18 protein-coding genes and 1 tRNA gene are annotated in these 19,439 nt (G+C 36.2%); 2 read left to right on the forward strand and 17 right to left on the reverse strand.

Translation table 11 applies throughout. The features are described 5' to 3' along the window. Positions 1–13 precede the first annotated feature (13 nt). The 13 genes from ESZ47_RS04410 to ESZ47_RS04470 form a co-directional block, all read right to left on the reverse strand. A complete protein-coding gene (locus ESZ47_RS04410; protein ID WP_148605109.1) occupies positions 14–415 on the reverse strand; it encodes a hypothetical protein in 402 nt (133 codons plus the stop codon). Positions 416–551: 136 nt separating this feature from the next. Next, a tRNA-Cys gene (locus ESZ47_RS04415) sits at positions 552–622 on the reverse strand. A 128-nt stretch (positions 623–750) separates the two neighbouring features. Then, positions 751–1,053: a hypothetical protein gene (locus ESZ47_RS04420; protein WP_148605110.1), complete on the reverse strand. Its 303-nt coding sequence runs from the start codon at positions 1,051–1,053 to the stop codon at positions 751–753. 5 nt (positions 1,054–1,058) lie between these two features. Continuing rightward, on the reverse strand, positions 1,059–1,835 hold the full coding sequence (locus tag ESZ47_RS04425) for a YibE/F family protein (RefSeq protein WP_148605112.1): 777 nt from the start codon (positions 1,833–1,835) through the stop codon (positions 1,059–1,061). Further along, positions 1,832–2,920: a YibE/F family protein gene (locus tag ESZ47_RS04430; RefSeq protein WP_148605114.1), complete on the reverse strand. Its 1,089-nt coding sequence runs from the start codon at positions 2,918–2,920 to the stop codon at positions 1,832–1,834. Before ESZ47_RS04430 ends, ESZ47_RS04425 begins: the two co-directional genes overlap by 4 nt. Then, complete coding sequence (gene dnaI / locus ESZ47_RS04435; protein WP_148605116.1) at positions 2,917–3,864, reverse strand: primosomal protein DnaI; 948 nt, start codon at positions 3,862–3,864, stop codon at positions 2,917–2,919. The genes ESZ47_RS04430 and dnaI overlap by 4 nt, the downstream gene beginning before the upstream one ends. A 7-nt stretch (positions 3,865–3,871) precedes the next feature. Then, entirely contained in the window at positions 3,872–5,173 is a 1,302-nt protein-coding gene (locus tag ESZ47_RS04440) for a DnaD domain protein (protein ID WP_148605117.1), read from the reverse strand. Then, on the reverse strand, positions 5,160–5,780 hold the full coding sequence (coaE, locus tag ESZ47_RS04445; RefSeq protein ID WP_148605119.1) for a dephospho-CoA kinase: 621 nt from the start codon (positions 5,778–5,780) through the stop codon (positions 5,160–5,162). Before coaE ends, ESZ47_RS04440 begins: the two co-directional genes overlap by 14 nt. Beyond that, positions 5,781–6,515 carry a DUF975 family protein gene (locus tag ESZ47_RS04450; RefSeq protein ID WP_148605121.1) on the reverse strand — a complete coding sequence of 245 codons (735 nt, stop codon included), beginning with the start codon at positions 6,513–6,515 and terminating at the stop codon, positions 5,781–5,783. A gap of 1 nt (position 6,516) precedes the next feature. Beyond that, complete coding sequence (gene mutM / locus ESZ47_RS04455) at positions 6,517–7,350, reverse strand: bifunctional DNA-formamidopyrimidine glycosylase/DNA-(apurinic or apyrimidinic site) lyase (protein ID WP_148605123.1); 834 nt, start codon at positions 7,348–7,350, stop codon at positions 6,517–6,519. Between the two features lie 131 nt (positions 7,351–7,481). Continuing rightward, the gene (locus ESZ47_RS04460; RefSeq protein ID WP_148605124.1) at positions 7,482–8,774 is read right to left on the reverse strand and encodes a DEAD/DEAH box helicase; all 1,293 of its coding nucleotides are present in this window, start codon (positions 8,772–8,774) and stop codon (positions 7,482–7,484) included. Between the two features lies 1 nt (position 8,775). Beyond that, positions 8,776–9,780 (reverse strand): Gfo/Idh/MocA family protein, encoded by a 1,005-nt coding sequence (locus ESZ47_RS04465; RefSeq protein ID WP_148605126.1) that lies wholly within the window; start codon positions 9,778–9,780, stop codon positions 8,776–8,778. Next, on the reverse strand, positions 9,777–10,514 hold the full coding sequence (locus ESZ47_RS04470; RefSeq protein ID WP_148605128.1) for a GH25 family lysozyme: 738 nt from the start codon (positions 10,512–10,514) through the stop codon (positions 9,777–9,779). The genes ESZ47_RS04465 and ESZ47_RS04470 overlap by 4 nt, the downstream gene beginning before the upstream one ends. Positions 10,515–10,658: 144 nt before the next feature. On the opposite strand from ESZ47_RS04470, the gene ESZ47_RS04475 reads away from it, so the two are divergent. Both ESZ47_RS04475 and ESZ47_RS04480 read left to right on the forward strand, forming a co-directional pair. Next, positions 10,659–11,888 carry an aminopeptidase gene (locus ESZ47_RS04475; RefSeq protein WP_148605130.1) on the forward strand — a complete coding sequence of 410 codons (1,230 nt, stop codon included), beginning with the start codon at positions 10,659–10,661 and terminating at the stop codon, positions 11,886–11,888. Positions 11,889–11,950: 62 nt separating this feature from the next. Then, the gene (locus ESZ47_RS04480) at positions 11,951–12,346 is read left to right on the forward strand and encodes a hypothetical protein (protein ID WP_148605132.1); all 396 of its coding nucleotides are present in this window, start codon (positions 11,951–11,953) and stop codon (positions 12,344–12,346) included. Between the two features lie 48 nt (positions 12,347–12,394). On the opposite strand, the gene alsS is transcribed toward ESZ47_RS04480, so the two are convergent. The 4 genes from alsS to ESZ47_RS04500 all read right to left on the reverse strand — a co-directional run bounded on the left by alsS (position 12,395) and on the right by ESZ47_RS04500 (position 19,283). Further along, positions 12,395–14,080 carry an acetolactate synthase AlsS gene (alsS, locus tag ESZ47_RS04485; RefSeq protein WP_148605134.1) on the reverse strand — a complete coding sequence of 562 codons (1,686 nt, stop codon included), beginning with the start codon at positions 14,078–14,080 and terminating at the stop codon, positions 12,395–12,397. A gap of 188 nt (positions 14,081–14,268) precedes the next feature. Further along, a complete protein-coding gene (gene obgE, locus ESZ47_RS04490) occupies positions 14,269–15,588 on the reverse strand; it encodes a GTPase ObgE (RefSeq protein WP_148605135.1) in 1,320 nt (439 codons plus the stop codon). Between the two features lie 160 nt (positions 15,589–15,748). Continuing rightward, complete coding sequence (uvrC, locus tag ESZ47_RS04495; protein WP_148605137.1) at positions 15,749–17,548, reverse strand: excinuclease ABC subunit UvrC; 1,800 nt, start codon at positions 17,546–17,548, stop codon at positions 15,749–15,751. Between the two features lie 121 nt (positions 17,549–17,669). Then, complete coding sequence (locus ESZ47_RS04500; protein WP_148605139.1) at positions 17,670–19,283, reverse strand: CTP synthase; 1,614 nt, start codon at positions 19,281–19,283, stop codon at positions 17,670–17,672. Positions 19,284–19,439 lie beyond the last annotated feature (156 nt).

Here is a 19,439-nt window from a genome sequence, read left to right on the forward strand (position 1 = left end):
ACTCGTACAATGTTTATACATTATTATCTAAAACATAACGAGCTGCATCTGAATATGTTTTGTCTCCAGAACTTAACATCAATGTGAGTAACTGCCTTACATCATCAATATCTTTATGACTAGCAGTTTTGTCTCCGAATAATTTCCCATGCCACTTGCGCGTAAGTTTCTTAACAGTGATAAATTTCTCTTTTTCTTGTGCCCGCAATATTATTGATAAGAGTTGCATAAAGTAATAAATATTGACCTGATGCACGGTAAGCCACTGGTACATTGTTATTGGTTCTTTTTTATTGATAATAATATCTATCAGGGCGTTTTCCAAAACAACAGAATTTCTAATCAATTTAGTTTGAAAAAATTCTAAAGTATCTACTTGTTCTTTTAATTTGTTATATTTCTTTTTTTTACTCAATTTAATACTATTCACTTTCTTGTTTAAAATATCCAGCAATTTTTTAAGTATAAAAAAACACCATTAAACTCATCATGTCAACATTTCATTAGAAAGATTTGACATAACATTTAACCGTGCTTATTATGCATGTGTAAGGTAGTAACCGGAGTCGAACCGGCGATCACGGTTTTGCAGACCGTTGCCTTACCACTTGGCTACACTACCATACTTAATGACGTTGCCATCTCAAATAACAACGCTTTTAATTATATATAAAATTGATCAAAATTACAACATTTTGATTACTTTTCTTATACATTGTTGTTTTTGCAACAATTCTTTTAATTAAAAAATTAACCCAAACGATTATCTAAAAGAATCATTCGTAATTCTTCTTCAATTTCTGGTGTTTTAACCCACTCTTCCCAGCCATCGTATTCAAGTGACAATAGTTGATAATGCCGATTGATATAGGCTTCAACTTTTTCTACGTGGCTTGATCGCGGTATATTGACTTTTAAAATTTGTACATTTTGGATAAAGCCATGTTCCGCAGCATATTCTGAGCGACCATTATGTGTTATATTACCTAACTCAAAGTAAGTACTACCATCGTTTCTTGTTATACGTTCAATTAAGTCAAATGTTTCATTCATAATGATTAGCTTTCCTTTTTCATATTTATTTTCTGTATTTTAGTATATTCATGTGCAACCAAGCGACTAGCTACCCAAATACTCAAAAGAATCCCTAACATACCAAGTATCATGGTAACAATCTCCATCATAAGTAATTTTGCATTAAAAAACATGGACAACGAATAGCGTAAACGTATAAACCAAATTAACAAAGGTAAATTCGCACCTAAAACACCGAAAAAGAGTGTATTAATTGCCGTTCCCAGTATTTGACCACCAATAATATGGGCATGAGCATACAAGCTCTTATGACTTAAATTGGGTGTTCGTTCAATAACCTCATTTAAATCCGCAACGATAGCCATTGCTGCCTCAGCTACGGCACCAAGAATAGATATAACCATGACTACAACAGCAATTTTAGTAAAAGGCAGTCCAACTTGAAGTGACAATCCTTCTAATTCTTCAGAATTTTCTGTGGCGAATCCTTGAAATTGTCCTAAATGTTGTACAATAATCGACAATAACATTAAAATAGCCACAACAATTAAACTTGTTTTAAAGGCAGTATTTGTCACAAAAGGGTTTTCTGCCCCTAAATAAATAGCTAAGGCTAAAATAACAACACTCATTAGGGCTGTTACAATATATGTATTAAACTGCCAATTAATCAAAATCATCAATATGAAAATGGCCATAAAATTTAACACTAAACCTACAAAGGCTTTTATACCTTGAGCACCGCCAACTAGCACCATTAATATCAACAAAATAATGATTAATAATCCGATTGCATTCATGTGTTTACCACCTTGTACCGCTCAACAATCCAACCAACCAAAGCACTTGTTACTGGTACAGCAAGCACGATTCCTATACCCGAAACCACTGTCTGTAAAATACCAAGATTCATAATCTGGTCAAGTATATATGGCCAATTATTACCATTGCGGAGCATTAAAAAGACCATCGGCATTGTTTCAGCAATAAATATCATGAACAATACATTAATTAATGTACCCATAATATCGCGGCCAACGTTCATACCAGCCAACCAATAATCTTTGAAATGACGATCAGCATTTTCACGACGTAAACCAAACAACGCTGCAACAATATCAGCAGCTTCATCCATAACAGCTCCCAACACACCAATGATAGTCTGCGCAATAAACAACGTTATGGGTACCTGTGTCACATAGGACATTGTTTCAAAATGAACACCTTCGTTACCAGTGATCTTCAGCACAAAAAACATGATTAACATGGTCAAAATTGTTGATAATAGTGTAGCCAACAATGTAACTACCATTTGAAGTGTTTTACCTAAAACTAATAGTAAACTGGTAGTTGCAACAAAGAAAGCTAAAATACTAAAAATCAAAATTACATTAGGATTTTTAAATTGGACATCTAGCAACAAAGCAAAACCAAAAAGAACAATATTAACTACAAGGCTTAGCGTTAACCAGGATGTTGCCCGCCATTTGCCATACACTAATAATAATCCAAAAAACAAAACACCCAAGGCGCCAATAGTTGCATCACGCTTTACCGATATAATGCGTAGCCTACCAGGATGTCCTGCTAGTAATAGCTGGTCTCCTTCGCGATATTGATGTGTTACCGTTTGTGAAGTTGTATATTGGTTCGTTAGATTAATTACACGATTACGATTTAATAACTTAATTGTTAAGTATTGCTGATATATTTTATCGGTGTTACCGTGTTCATCTGTTGTTTGTTGGGTAGACTGAACTTCAACTTTTATCACTTCTCCTACTGGTTCATGATACATAAATGCATTAGAGCGCAAGAATAGCCACGCTAAAATCACAGCAATACCAATTAACCAATATTTTTTTGTTTTTTTTAAAAATATCAATTTTCTAACCGTCTATTTTTCCCTGTCATCGAGACTGGTTTAGCCAAAAACTTAACTCTTTGCATTAATCGAGCAGCTTTAACGGGTTCATGTCCTTCTTTAGTTTGTGCTAAATACTCTTCAAAACTTTCCATATCAAAGTTTGATGTAAAGAAAGTCGTTAACTCATTTTGCATACGATACTCTAAGATGATGCCTAAAATAGCGTCACGACTCCAAGCAGTTTGCGTATCTGCACCAATATCATCAAGAATTAACACAGGAACAGTCTTGGCTTTGCTTAGTAAATCATCTAATGACTCATTTTTATGATCAAATGTAGCTTTTAAATCGCTAATGAAAGAGGGAAAATGTAATAGCATGACACCAATATTATTAGCTGCTAGAGCATTGGCCAGGGCTCCCATCATAAAGGTCTTACCAACGCCAAAGTTACCATAAAGATAAACACCTTGCACAAAACTGTGTTGCTCACCATTTGTAAAATTTTTTAGAATTTTATCCAAAGCTAAGAAAGCGTCTGTTTTACCGAATTCATCTTGCGCATGATCTATAATTTCTTGCCCTATATTACCCCAATCAGCTTGTCTTATAGCTTTAGGTGTTTTATACAATGTAAGTTTTTCACGCTGTAATAATTGTTTTCGTGTGTCTTCAGTCGCTACATAATGCACTAATGGATAGCCTTTTTCAATAGCTAATTGTGGATAATATCCAGGATATAAGACTTTATCCCCTGCTGCTATTTTCTTCTTTTGCTGTATATATTCGTATAAATCACCCATCTTCAATTGAAAAGCATCTGACTTCAGTTCATTTTGATGTTCTTTCCAAAAAGAACGTATATCCTCATCTTTTCCGATGGATTCTACGATTTCTCCTAAGCTGGCTTTATTAGCATACTGCTGCTGAAATTGTTTAAGTACTTCAGATAAATTTTGCATATTAATCTCAATTCTTAGTCTTAATATTCATTTTTTTTAATTCAGCTAAGGCTTCGGCAACTTCATTAACTGAGGTAGTTTTAGTAGCATCATTTTGTACAGCATCAACAGCCATTTTTGGTTCCACATGAACTGCTTTCTTCTGATACTCACGTTTGCTAGAACGGTTATGATTCGGTTGATACTTTTCAATCGCCTGCAATGCTGATTCAGCCGTATTAACCTGAATTTTCAACCATGAATTCGCAATTGTTTCAGCTGTATCAACATTAACAGTATCTCTATTGCGTTTCACTAACTCATACCAAATTAACATATTGACTACTTCTGGTTTAAGTCTTACATCTTTAATCATCTTACTAATGAAATAATATTCACTGCGTGTAACAAAGCCACCACCTTTTTTAAATTTAACATCTTCTATAAAGGCATTTGGCGCTAAACTTTTGGCGGATTGAATTAATTTTTGCATCTCATTTGAAAGATTTTGTGGTAATTGTTGTTGCGGTGCTGCCTCAATTGGCTTTTTTGCACGAGTTTTACGCATAATTTGCTGCAAAATCTTTTCATCAACATCGTGAGTATCTAGTGTAATCGCCTGAGATGTATATCCAGCTAAGGTGATCTCATCAACACCATAGATAACATGCATAGAAACTAAAAAGTCACGATGTTGTGCCACCTTTTCGGCTGTTGTCCCGCGAACTAATGTGGAAAAACTATCAAAGTCAAACTGGCTGTTTAGTTCAATTTTGGATTGATTTTTCTGGATATCAGAAACGGGTATGTTAGATGTGGCATCATGTCTAAATACTTGCAAAAATTTAGCAGATATATTGTCCCCTTTTATTTGCGGCTGTCCTTGAACAGCATAACGTTGTTGTAAAAGTAAATAACGTTCTTCACCTACATATTTGAATAAAAGACCCGCTAATAATTTTTCTTGAAAAAAGCTCACAACATCTAAAGGTGCAAATAATTGATAGGTATAAATTTCTCCCAAAGCATCTGTTGTATGAAAAGTTGTAAGTAACCCAACAGCTTCTAAACGTCTTCTAACCTTAACAAAATCGGGTAAACTAATATTTAAACTATCTAAAATAAAATTATGGTCTTCTCGAGCTGATAATTGTGTGTTATAAGGCAATTCATTAACCAACATATGATACAGAGCATACCCTGTTGCACCAATAAATGGTGTGTATAAATCAAAAGTTCGAGTTAAATCAGATAACGTAATCGGTGTATTTGATTGTATAAAAACACCAGCCTTAGCATGAAATTCAATTGTGCCATCAAGACTGCCCATGTGCCGATGAGTTCTCCTTTAATTTACTAATTAATGCTGTTACTTGTTCTTGTAATTCTTCAATTGTACCGTTGTTGTCTATGACATAATCGGCTCCAGCTATTTTTTGTGTCATAGGTAATTGTGCTTTAACGCGATTACGCGCCTCTATTTTGTTCAAATTATTCCTAGTTTTCAAACGTGATAATTGTACTTCTTCATCAGCCGTAACAACAACTATCTTATCTACTGAATTATTTTTATCATAATCTCTTTCAAACAACAATGGTACATCTAAAATTAATATTGGTACATTTTGAAGACGCCAAAAGCTAATTTTATCTATCAAAGCGCTACTAATGGCAGGTTGTATAATGTCATTCAATTTTTTTAATTCTGCGCCATTTTGAAACACAATTTCACCTAAGCGCTGACGATTTAACACGCCATTTACTATGATATCAGGTCCAAAAGCTAATTTTATTTTTTCCAGCGTTGGGGTTCCTGGTTCAACAACTTCACGTGCGACTACATCAGCATCAACAATCGGAAAGCCAGCTTCTCGAAGCATCGTACTCACCGTTGATTTTCCTGTAGCAATACCGCCTGTTAAACCTATTTTCAACATTTATTTATCCTCGTTAACTGTATTACTTAAACCAAACAAGCGACGTGAATAGGCTACTTTTGTCGCATTGAGGTAAGGAATTACATAAATATAAGCTAGGCCAGCAGTTAAAATCCCTAATAAATGCCAACCAATAAAACTTAAATCTAATAGGAACAATTCCCACTTATGCCCATTCATTACTTTTCTACTAATGGTAATATAGTCTGTCAACGCATTTGCTTGCTTGCCAGCATCTAAGTCCATTTTATAACTAAAATAAGTTTGTGAATACGAATAACTCTTAATAATTCCTGGAATAGTAAATAACATTGTCCAAAGAAAAATTAACATTGACTGGACAATGGTCAACAGTAAACTTTGTAAGAATTTACCATTACTAAATATTTGGAACGTTTGAATAAATTTTGGATTTTTTGTAGGACTATTAAACCAGTCAACAATTGTCCATGAGACTGACCATGTGAATATCATCGCTGCAGCATCTTGTAAGACAGAGACAATGGCATCTTGCCCGCGACTAGACCCTATTGTCGTATTCGTAGAAATATCAGTAACATTCATAATACTAGTATCTTTGAAAATAGCATATATCAGAAAAGATAGCGTAGACATGGTTAAAATCATAATAATAATGGCTATGATGTTTATTTTAACAGCAGTTCCAAATCGTCCTTTCATTAATTTCTTTGCATCACGCTTAACAGCAATGATACTAATAGGTTCTTGATTCATTTTATTTCTTCTCCACTTGGCAAACAGGACAAAAAGTTGTACCACGTTGTCCAACTTTTATTTTGATCATTGTTGCGCCACAACGCAAACAAGATTCTCCGACACGACCATATGCTTCTAATTCATTTTGAAATTTTCCGACTTCTCCAAAAACGTTGCTAAAACTATGTACAGTTGTACCATGATGGTCGGTTGCACGTTTAATTTCTGTAATAATGTTCTCTCTTAAAACAATTAGTTCGACATCGCTCAACATACTTGCTGGTGTCTTAGGATGAATTTTACTCTGCCACAAAACTTCATCAGCATAAATATTTCCTATACCAGCTATTTGCGTCTGATCCAGCAAAAAAGTTTTGACTGGACGTTTTGACTTAGCAAAAATGGTCTTCATGTAAGATAACGTTAACTGTTCTTCTGTAGGTTCTGGACCTAATTTTGCTAATGACGGCACTTCTGTCATTTCAAATCCAGTGGTTGTTAAAATCATTCGACCAAATCGCCTCGTATCATTGTAAAATAAAGCGCGATTATCAGACAAACCAAAAATAATTTCAGTGTGCTTGTATGGTTCTGTATCAGAAGGTTCAACTGAATATTGTCCTTCCATTCTTAAATGTGAAACAATCGTGTGTTGATTGCTCAATTGCAACAATAAATATTTACCCCTACGACTAATTTTTTCAAATTCAGCGTTCAGCACACCCGTAACAAATTGTTGCGAATCACCCGTAATTACCTTAGGATAAGGTAATTGGACATCAGTAATTTTACTGCCAACAATCAATTTTTCCAGTCCCCTTCTGACCGTTTCAACTTCTGGTAGCTCTGGCATCTTCCCTCCTCTTCATTGATTTCACAATGTTATTTAAACTATATTATATTATTCTAACACATGAATATTAAAGCGCACCCAATAACTAGTTGCGTGCGCTTTAATCAATATACGATGGAGAAAATAATTGTTTACTTACCACTTTTTTTTGCCCAATTTGGTTTTCCCTTGTCTTTATTGTGCTTTGCTCTCTTTTTCTTTTGAGGTTTAGCAATAATTTCAACGTTTTTTTCTTTCTGAATAACTTGTTTAGTTTGTTTAGTGAGATGATTTTCAATATTTTTTGCTGCTGGTTGATTAGCGTTATTCTTATCACTAGGTTTTTTTTCTACTTTCGCTAGTGAATTATCCAACACATAATCAGCCTTAACCAATTCAAAAGCATCCCCTAATTCACGCTTTAAATCACGAATGTCATGATCATTACCCAGATTCAAAACACGCCCGACTTTCCCCATTCGTCCTGTTCTACCAGATCGATGAACATAAGTTTTTTTTCGTTGTGGTAACTGGGCATTAACGACCAACGGTAAATCTTCAATATCCAGCCCTCGAGCTGCGACATCTGTAACTAGTAGTAACGCTACTTCGCCTTTTTTAAATAAACGTAATGCGTCTGCTCGCTGCACTTGGCGTTTATCATTACTGCCAATACTCATTACACTGACGTGTGCATGACGTAATGTAGCTTGCATATTCACCAGACCACTAATTGTATTAAAAAATACTAAAGCCTGTTGCTTATTACGAGCCAGTTGTATTAACATTTTGGCCTTAGCACGTTGATCAACATACTGAAACTCATGTTTAATAGACACTGGTGCATCTGTTCCTACCGAAATAGGATGCACTTTTTGCTGAAATGTTTCATTGACATAGTTCAAATCAACACCTGAAGTTGCTGAAAATAAACCTAACTGAATTTTTGCTGGCAAATACTCTGATAGTTCTTGCAAACTATCATGACGCTCTTCAGTTAACATAGCATCAGCTTCATCAAAAATCACAGTTGTAATATTATCTAGTTTCAACACGCCCCCTTCAACCATTGTCAGGACACGTCCTAAAGTACCAACAACAATTTGCGGCTTGTCTTTTTTTATTTTATCAGCTTGTCGACGGCCGTTAGCGCCACCAATCAAACTAGCCACACTGACACCAATTGTTTGGCTCCATTCTCGTGCAACCTGGGTGGTTTGCATAGCCAGTTCTTGACTCGGAGATAAAATTAACACTTGTGTGCGTTTCACATTCACATCAATACGAGATAAAACTGGTAATACAAAAGCTATTGTCTTACCAGTTCCAGTTGGTGCTAAACCAAATATTGAATCTCCATCTGTCAAGCGTTGCCATACAGCATCTTGAATTGGCGTTGGTTTATCAAAAGATGCATTAAATTTTTCTAAAAGTTCTGGTTTCATTTTATTCCTTTATGTCTGCTGGAAATTCAATTTCAGCAGATTGACGCAAATCAAACAATGTTTGGTTAACTTGCTTCGCCAACTGTAACCATTGGTTATATTCCGCATGATTTTCAATTGGGTCGTTTATTATATTTGCAAAATCTTGCGCCTCTCGAACCATTGGATTATTCTCTGGTTTGGCCCCCACACTATTGACTTGTCCCGCACTGTCATGATAAATGACACTCTCTAATTCTGCAATATTACTTACACTAATTGTATCCTTTAAGCCATAAAATTCGCTGGATAAATAAGAATTAGATGTTTTACCAAAAATAACTGTCACATTAAACCCACTGTAAAATAAGTTCGCTACACCATTGCCATCTACACCATTGCGCAAGAGCGTTGGTAGATATTGTACAGCATTTGGTGCACCGTAAATTGCTAATGCAGCATATATTGGATAAACACCTAAATCATATAATGCACCAGCACTATATTTCTTTGTTAATACATTTGGCTCTTCTCCAGCCAAATAAGCATCATATCGGGAAGAGTACTTCTGATACACTAACGTCGCTCCCTGTAGTTTCGGCATTTTTTTGACGATACTTTGTATCAACTTAAAATTAGGTTGGTGAACGTGTCGCGCTGCTTCAAATAACAACACATCAGGATGTGTCGCCAACAAATTTTCTATTTGTTTAAACTCAGCCGGATTACTAAATAATGGTTTTTCGACAATTGCATGTACCCCAGATTGAATAGCCACTTTTGCTTGTTCAAAGTGCAATGCATTGGGCGAGGCTATATAAACCGCATCAACATTTTGATATAAATCACTTAAAGTTGTAACAACATCAACATTCTCTGTATTAAAAGCTAACGATGATAAGAACTTTTGTCCCTTTTCTTGTGAACGTGAATAAACTGTCGTTAATTCATATGCTTTCGTTTGGACTGCCGCATCTAGAAACATCGCTGTAATCCAGCTCGTACCAATAATTCCTAATTTAATCATTTGTACACCTCAAATTGTTTTTGCGTGCCATTAAACACTGTTGTTGGCATTTTAATAGCCTTCAACCCCGTTCCTATCGTATGATCTTCATCATATTGAATAAATAAATTTTTGCTACTTGTATCTTTTGTGTTGTCTTCTATTAACCAATACTTTGTATTTTTAATTGTCGATGATAACTTTTTCTGAATTGCCGGTGTCGTATAAATAATCACATCATGATCATAATGTGAAATCAAAGTTTGAACCAAAGAAGCTAAACGTTGTTTAGATGTTGCTGTACTAATTTGATCACTCGTTACGGAAATGGCAATTGGCAATTCACCTATGCTGTTACCAACGTTATCAATATAATATTGTGATTGAGCCGCTGCAGTGACACTAGCATCATATACATGAATTGTACCCACTTTTAAGTGAGCTGATTTTGCGCGCGAGAGACTCGATTTGTAGCCACTATCCATAGAAGAATCTCCATAAGTCGTGCGCATATAAATAAAATTGATATTATTGTTGGCAAGATTGTCAAAATCAATATAACTTGACGTTTGATTCAGTGAAACCCCTTGCACCGAAAATCCATCAGGAATATCAATTGATTTTGATATCACCGGCTTCGCAAAAAACCAAACTGTGAATGATAGAACTACACCTAATATGATTAATAGCGAAGAAATGAATGTTAATAGTTTTTTAGTTTTATACTGCGTAGCATTTGTAAATACATTTTCCATAGTATTCATTATACAAGAAAAAAACTATTTGCGCCTAATGAGATACCTTGTAAAAATGACAAATCAGTAATAGTCATCTTGTAAATATGGCTAATTAATGGCAAAATTAATAAACATACTATAATAAATTATCGGAGAAAAATTATGTCCTTAGAAACAAAACTTAATAAGTACGCTGAACTTATTGTTAAAAAAGGTGTGAATGTTCAACCGGGCCAAACAATCATCCTCTACGCAGCAGTTGATGAGGCTTATTTCGCACGTAAAATTGTTGCTGAGGCCTATAAAGCCGGTGCCGAAGAAGTTGTGTTGGAGTGGTCTGACCAAACCATTACAAAAGAATTTTTAAACCATACTTCTACATCACGCTTAACTCATATACCTGATTATCAAGTAGCCAAAGCCAATCAATTAATGGATAAGTTCGCTTCTCGAATTTCACTTCTTTCACAGGATCCAGATGGTCTAGCCGACATCGACGCAGAACGATTGGGTAAATTAACGAAGGCTAAACAAAAAGCATTATATCGGGTACGCGAGGCGACAATGAAAGATGATATTTCTTGGCTTGTCGTTGCAGCAGCCGGAAAAGATTGGGCTAAAAAAGTTTTCCCTGACTTAACTGAAACAGCAGCAGTTGATAGACTATGGAGCGAAATTTTTAAAGATGTTCGTATTGATGATGACAGCGATGCCATTGAAAATTGGAATACACATATTGAAACGCTAAAAAATAAAGCTGAGTGGCTAAACCAACAGAATTTTAAAGAACTACATTATCAAAATTCAAAATCATGCTTCACAATTGGATTAGCTGAAGGACATATATGGGAAGCAGCCCTTTCACAAGATAAAGCCGGGAACATTTTTATTCCTAACATGCCTACAGAAGAAGTATTTACAGCGCCAGATAATAGAAATATCAATGGGCATGTAGCAGCAACACTGCCTTTATCATATCAAGGTCATCTTATTGAAAATATTGAACTGGATTTTGAAGATGGTCGAATTGTTCAGGCTAATGCTTCAACTGGTTTAGATATATTACAAAAAATTATTGATACTGACGAAGGATCAAAATCACTTGGAGAAGTTTCCCTCGTGCCAGATCCTTCACCTATTGCACAAAGTGGCGTATTATTTTATAACACTCTTTTCGATGAAAATGCTTCGGATCATTTAGCTATTGGTGCAGCCTACGCCTCTAATATCATCGGTGGTAAAACATCACAACCTGAGGATTTAGCGAAACGCGGATGGAATATCTCAGATGAACATGTTGATTTTATGATTGGTTCAAATGATATGGCTATTGATGGTGTTACTCAAGATGATAAAATTGTTCCTGTCTTTCGCTCAGGTGATTGGGTATGAGACTGATTCGATAATCAAGTACGCCTGCGAATAAAGTGATAGACTAAACTTGGGGTGTCTTTATGTTGAATAATTTATTAGATAATTGGGACGGTGGTCGTTCCACAACAGTACGAATCTATGATTTATTTTTTATCATTTTCATTGCTGGCCTGGGCCATGTTGACTTTTGGTTTATACACCCCCAAAGCAGTATCAAATTTCGATTAATGCTATTGGTTACTACGATAATTGCCCTAGTCTATTTAATTCAATTACCTCGTTTAGTCAACAATTCAAATATCCCATATAAGCTATTAATCCTATTTTACTTTATTTATGCTGGCTGCACTTTTGTACTAACAGATACTTTAACGAATAAAGTATTAGGCCTTGCGTTTTGGCCACGTTTACTTGTGTTTGTAGTACTAGAGAGTATTTTGTTAACACGTACCATTGAAACACATCCAAAAAAGTAAAAGGTAAGTTCATAATGAACTTACCTTTTTTATCGTCTTATTTAACTTTTATCCTTCAGATCCAATCAATTGTGAACCTAATTCATAGTTATGAGAGTAATCAACTGGTATGTCGACAACAACAGGACCTTCTGTAGCAAATGCTTCATCTAATACGTTGTCAAGTTGATTAGGATTAGTGACACGCAAGCCTTTGGCACCAAAACTTTCGGCATACTTAACCAAATCAATGTTACCAAACTTAACACCCGCTGACTGGCCATTGTATTTCATTTCTTCTTGGAACTTAACCATATCATAATAAGCGTTATCATTCCAAACAATATGGACAGTGTTTAATCCCAAGCGCACAGCTGTCTCTAATTCCATAGCTGAGAAGAAGAAGCCACCATCACCAGAAACAGATACCGACTTAGCATTGGGGCGAACCATAGCTGCCGCCATTGCCCAAGGTAATCCAACACCCAAGGTCTGCATGCCATTCGAAATCAAGTAATGACGTGGCACATATGATTTGAAGTGACGTGCCATCCAAATGTAATGTGATCCAATATCAGTAGAAACTGTCATTTCATCTGTCACATGCGCTTGAATTGATCGAATAATATCCAATGGATGATTCAAATTAGCTTCTGCTGGTGTATAAGATGGCTTGTCTGAAGCACGTAAATCATTCTTAAAGTCACTTAATATTTTTTTACTCTCTGAAGACAATGCATATCCATCGATATTTTCAGTTAAAATTTCTAAGCTTTGTGCTAAGTCACCAACTAATTGACGTTGTGGTGCGAAGTTATTATCAATTTGCACAGGCACTGTATCTAACGCAACAATATTCAAATTATTTTCTTTATTCCAATTGCGTGGTTCGTATTCGATTGCATCATATCCTAAGGTTACAACTAAATCGGATTGACGTAATAATTTGTCCCCCGTTTGATTACGGAATAAACCAATTCGTCCAAAGAACGTTTCTTCTTCAAGTTCTCTTGAAATGACACCAGCGCCTTGAAATGTCTCAACTACCGGCAAAGTCGTCTGTTTAAGCAGTTTGTGTAACGCATTAACCGTAGCATCATCAGAACCACGAGAACCAACTAAAATAACCGGCAATTTAGCGTCTTTAATCTGATCAGCCAACCATTTAATATCGTTAACTGCTGCTGGTCCCTGTTGGGCTTTAGCAATTTCTGGAATGGCTTCAACGTCGACAGGCGCATCATCAACGTCCTGTGGTAATGACACAAAGGCTGCACCTTTTTTTGCACCATTTGCTGCAGCAAATGCATTAGCAATGATTTCTGAAATATTGTTTGGATCTTGTATTTCTGAAGAAAAGTTAGTAATTGGATTAAATAATGCAACTGAATTCGTTGATTGATGGGTCAAACGATACAAATCTTTTCGTGGTACTTGTCCGCCAATAGCAACAATTGGGTCACTTTCAGCACTGGCTGTCATTAATCCTGTTGCAAGATTACCAACACCAGGGCCTGAAGTTACAACAACAACACCAGTTTTACCGGTGATACGTGCAAATGCTTGTGCCATAAAAGCCGCATTTTGTTCATGACGCGTCACAACTAATTTAGGTACCTTTTGTCCTTCAGCTGGATGCTCCAACGTTTCAAACAAACGATCAATTTTTGCACCTGGAATACCAAAAACTAAGTCAACACCATGATTGACTAAGCTGTCTGTAACAATATCTGCACCATACTTCTTATTTGCCATGATTAATTTGCCTCAATTTTTTCTTAATAAATTCATCATAGCACTCTTAATAAAATTTGAGTAGTGGTAAATTTGTGAATAAAATATCTAAATGAATCTTTCTTATGTTAAAAGAACAATATTAGTCCTTCCATAATTAATTTTGAATAAAAAAAGTTTGCCGAATTCGGCAAACTTTTTTATTCATTTTACTCGCTAAATTCAAATACGAAATCCGAATTATTGATTCGGACGTCATCACCATCTTTCGCGCCAGCAGCACGAAGTTTATCATCAACACCCATATGACGTAGTTGACGAGCAAATCGCATAATTGTTGCATCACGCTGAATATTAGTCATCAAGAATAACTTTTCAATCTCAGCTCCGCTAAGCAACCAACGTTCTTCTTCTTCAACCCATTCAATTGTGAAATCATGTGTTTCTGGCTTGAAAGTATAATTTTTCTCAGTAATATCTTTTTCAACTTCAGGACGATAACTTTCAGGTGCAGGAGCCGTAGCTAACATGTCAGCCGTCAAACGCATCAAATCTTTAACACCATCACGTGTGATAGATGAAATCGGAACAATTTTAGGTACTCCAGGCAACCCTGATTCAGCAGCAATTTCAGCCCTAAATTTCACCAAGTTTTCTTCTGAATCCGGCATATCCATTTTAGTTGGCACAACAATTTGTGGACGATTCAAAATTGTTTCGTCATATTGTTGTAACTCATCTAAAATCTTACGATATTGTGTATAAGGGTCTGTTCCTTCAATACCTGACATGTCTACCAAATGTAAGATCACCTTAGTGCGTTCAACATGTCGCAAGAATTGAAATCCTAGTCCTATGCCTTGTGACGCACCCTCAATTAATCCTGGCAAATCGGCCATTACAAAATCACGGTCATCCTCTAAACGAACCATGCCAATATTTGGTGACAAGGTTGTGAAATGATAAGCTGCTACCTTGGGCTTAGCATTTGAAACAACTGACAACAACGTTGATTTTCCAGCTGATGGAAACCCTACTAAACCGACGTCAGCTAATACCTTTAACTCTAGTTTAAGATTACGAATTTGACCAGGTTCACCATTTTCTGATAATTCTGGTGCTGGATTAGCTGGTGTGGCAAAATGAATATTACCACGGCCACCACGGCCACCTTTTGCAACAACTAGCTCTTGACCATTATCGAGCATATCAGCCAATACTTCACCAGTATCAGCGTCTGTTACGGTTGTTCCTTGAGGCACCTTGACCACTCGATTCTCAGCTGAGGCCCCGGTCATCCCTTTTGTGCCACCATTACCACCTGGTTGTGCTTTAAAGTGCCGGTTATAACGAAAATCCATTAATGTACGAAGTCCTTCGTCAACTTTAAAAATGATGGAACCACCATGGCCGCCATCACCACCAAAAGGCCCCCCCATTGCAACGAACTTTTCGTGACGGAATGAAACAATCCCATCCCCACCTTTTCCAGCTTTTACTTCTATTTGTGCTTGATCTACGAATGCCATATTTATTAGAGCGTAAGCAGGTAGTTTGTGACTATTAATTAATAAAATTAAATATTTATTAATTTAATCTACTAAACCCGCAGCGCCTTTTCTCCTTTACTGCTCTACTATAAAGAGCTTGCGAATAATTAACACTCTAGTTTACCATACATAGAATTTTTTAGCCATGATCACCAGCTGAAAGAGACAGGTGAATAACACGTGCTAACTTTTCATTAATCCCAATCGCTACTAAATCCGAAACACTAGCAGCCGTAATTTTCGGTAATGAACCGAATTCTCTCAAGAGTTTTTGCCGTGTTTTAGGTCCAACACCCTGTATCGTGTCTAAACGAGAAGATAACGAATTCTTAGAGCGTAATTGTCGATGAAAATTAATGGCAAACCGATGTACCTCTTCTTGCACACGCTGAACTAGGAAAAAACCTTCTGATTGTTTATCGAGTGTGACTATTTGATTTGTATGCCCATCAATTAAATCTGCTGTTTTATGTTTATTATTTTTCACCATGGCTGCAATCGGTATGTTGCTCAGTCCAAGCTCATCTTCTAAGACTTCCTTTGCTGCATGTAATTGGATCTCACCCCCATCCATTAAAATTAAATCAGGTAAGTTACCTTTTTCTTTTAAAAGACGAGAATATCGTCGACGGATCACTTCCTGAGTTTCTGCCCATTCATCAGCGTGATTCGTTGATCTGATTTTGTATTTACGATATTCAGTTTTATTTGGGATACCGTCTTCGAAAACAACCATTGCGCTGACAATTTCAACCCCTTGCGTGTGTGAATGATCGAATGCTTCAATACGATGTCCCATCGGAATATGTAAAGCATCAGTAATTTCTTGCATAGCTCCAGTTGTTTTACGTTCATTAAGCTGCATTAATCGGAATTTTTCTTCCAATACGATGCGAGCATTTTTTGAAGCTAGATCAAGCAACTCACGTTTTTCACCACGTATGGGTATTCTAACTGGAAGTTCTAAAACAGCGGACAGTGCTTTTGTATCAATACCATGCGGCACTAAAATTTCACGAGGTTTTTGAATATTTTTCTGAGAGTAAAATTGTTGAATAAAACTCGACAACTCTTCATCTGCTTCACCAACAATTGAAAAAGTACGTTTAAATTGCCGAATTAAGCGTGCTTGCCGAAGAAAAAATACCTCAACGGTCATCCAACCCTTATCCATATAAAAGTTAAATAGGTCTCTAGGTGTTGTATCCTTTGATAAAACACGTTGACTTTCTACTGTTTCATCAATATATTTCAATTGATCGCGCAAATCCGCAGCACGTTCAAATTCCAGCGATATAGCCGCTAAATTCATTTTTTCGATAATTTGTTTCTTAACACTTTTCGTGTCACCATCGAGAAATTTTTTAATATGGTTAATTTGATCTGTATATTCCTGTACGGGCACATCACGAAAACATGCGCCTAAACATTGGCCCATATTATAATACAAGCATGGTCGTCCTTGCGGACCATTGCAGCGGCGTAATGGATAGTTTTTTTCCAAGAATCTAAGTGTTTCTTGAGCAGCATAAACGTTAGGATAGGGACCAAAGTAGAAACCACCATCTTTTTTGACTTCGTTGACTAACGCCATTTTAGGATTACGTTCCTTAGTAATCTTAATATAAGGGTAACCTGTACCATATTTTAGACGGATATTATAGTATGGTTTGTGTTTTTTTATTAACTCATTTTCTAATAAAAATGCTTCCTTATCCGAATTAGTGACAATAAAATCAAAATCAACTATTTTTGATACTAACTCGGCAGTTTTACCATCATGATCTTGTTTGAAATATGAGCGTACACGATTTTTAAGATTTTTGGCTTTACCCACATAAATAATCTTACCGTTTTCATCTTTCATTTGGTAAGATCCTGGTTCATTAGGCAACAAGACTAACTTTTGTTCAATATGTTGTGACGTATTTGCTAACATGTTTTTATTATACCTTGTTTATCAAATTTGTCTGCCTTAACTTTAAAAGTCAAAAATATCCTTCTTAACAGCAATGTGTTAAAAAGGATATTTTAATGTTTTCAATAAAAAATAGTGTGCATTAATTGCTTTTTAACGCAGCAGCAATAAAGTCATGATACAAACCTTCAGGACGATCTGGTCTTGACAAAAATTCTGGATGATATTGTGCTGCAATAAAGAAATCATTCTTAGGATATTCAATAACTTCCATCAAGCGATTGTCAGGTGATGTAGCTGAGAACAACATACCAGCTTTTTCAAATTCTTCACGGTATTGCGTATTAAATTCGTAACGATGACGGTGCCGTTGGTCGACTTCCGCTTGATCACCATAGGCTTTAGCAGTTAAAGTACCAGGCAATAGCATTGCTGGATAAAGCCCTAATCTTAGCGTTCCACCAAGATTTTCAACATCAGCTTGATCTTTCATCAAATCAATAATTGGCGCTGACGTATTTGGGTTTAGTTCTGTTGAATTTGCGTCTGTATACCCCAATACATGACGAGCAAATTCAATTGATGCAAGCTGCATACCTAGACAAATACCTAAGAACGGCACGTTATTTTCACGCGCATAACGAATGGCTTGAATCTTACCTTCTGTACCACGTTCCCCAAAGCCACCAGGAACAATCACACCATCAGCCCCTGCTAACAATTCAGCAACATTTTCTGATGTCACAGTCTCTGATTTCACATGATTAATTTTCACATCAGTATCTTGAGAATAGCCTGCATGCTTCAAGGCCTCATTGACAGAAATATAAGCATCAGGTAGGTCTGTATACTTACCCACTAATGTCACATTAACTGTCTTCTTAGGATGTTTGATTGATTCAACCATCTGTGACCACTCAGTCATATTCGCTTTAGGAGCTTCAAGCTTTAGCTTATCTAAGACAACATCATCCATTCCCTGTGCTTGTAAATTCAATGGAATTTCGTAAAGCGTTTCAACATCACGAGATTCAATGACTGCATTTGCATTAACATCTGTGAAAGTCGAAATTTTTTGTTTTAATCCTTCTTCAAGTGGACGTTGTGTACGTAATACAATCATGTCTGGTTGAATTCCTAGTGAACGCAGCTGTGCTACAGAATGTTGTGTTGGCTTTGTTTTAGCTTCACCAGCTGCAGCTAAGTAGATAATCAAACTAGTATGAATGTAGAAAACATTTTCACTACCTAAGTCAGACTTCATTTGACGCAAAGCTTCCACAAATGGCAAACTTTCAATATCACCAACTGTTCCACCAACTTCAACAATCACCACATCAGCATCTGTTGATTCAGCAGCTTTTTGCATTTTTTCTTTAATGGCATTTGTGATATGAGGAATCACTTGAACAGTGCCACCATTATAATCACCACGGCGTTCTTTTGCCAAAACCTCAGAATAAATCCGCCCTGTTGTCACATTGGAATACATATTCGTATTAATATCCATGAAACGCTCATAGTGTCCCATATCCAAATCAGTTTCTAGCCCATCACCAGTAACAAAAGTTTCCCCGTGTTGATATGGTGACATTGTTCCTGGATCAATATTGATGTACGGATCTAACTTTTGAATGGCTAACTTCAATCCACGATTTTTAAGCAAACGACCTAATGACGCTGCTACAATTCCCTTTCCAAGAGATGATACAACACCACCAGTAACAAAAATATACTTCACTTGTTTCTCTGCCATAATGCCTCCTCATAATTCAAACGTGCATTGGCTTAACACGTTTTATTGCGACAACCAGGGGATAAAATAAAATAGAAAAACCCCCAAGATTAACTTGGGAGCTTTTAACGTCTGTCCCATTAAATGGGAGCCCTAATATATACTACAGATTTAGGG

Origin of the sequence: Leuconostoc litchii, from assembly GCF_008107645.1 — a bacterium.
GTDB lineage: Bacteria > Bacillota > Bacilli > Lactobacillales > Lactobacillaceae > Leuconostoc > Leuconostoc litchii.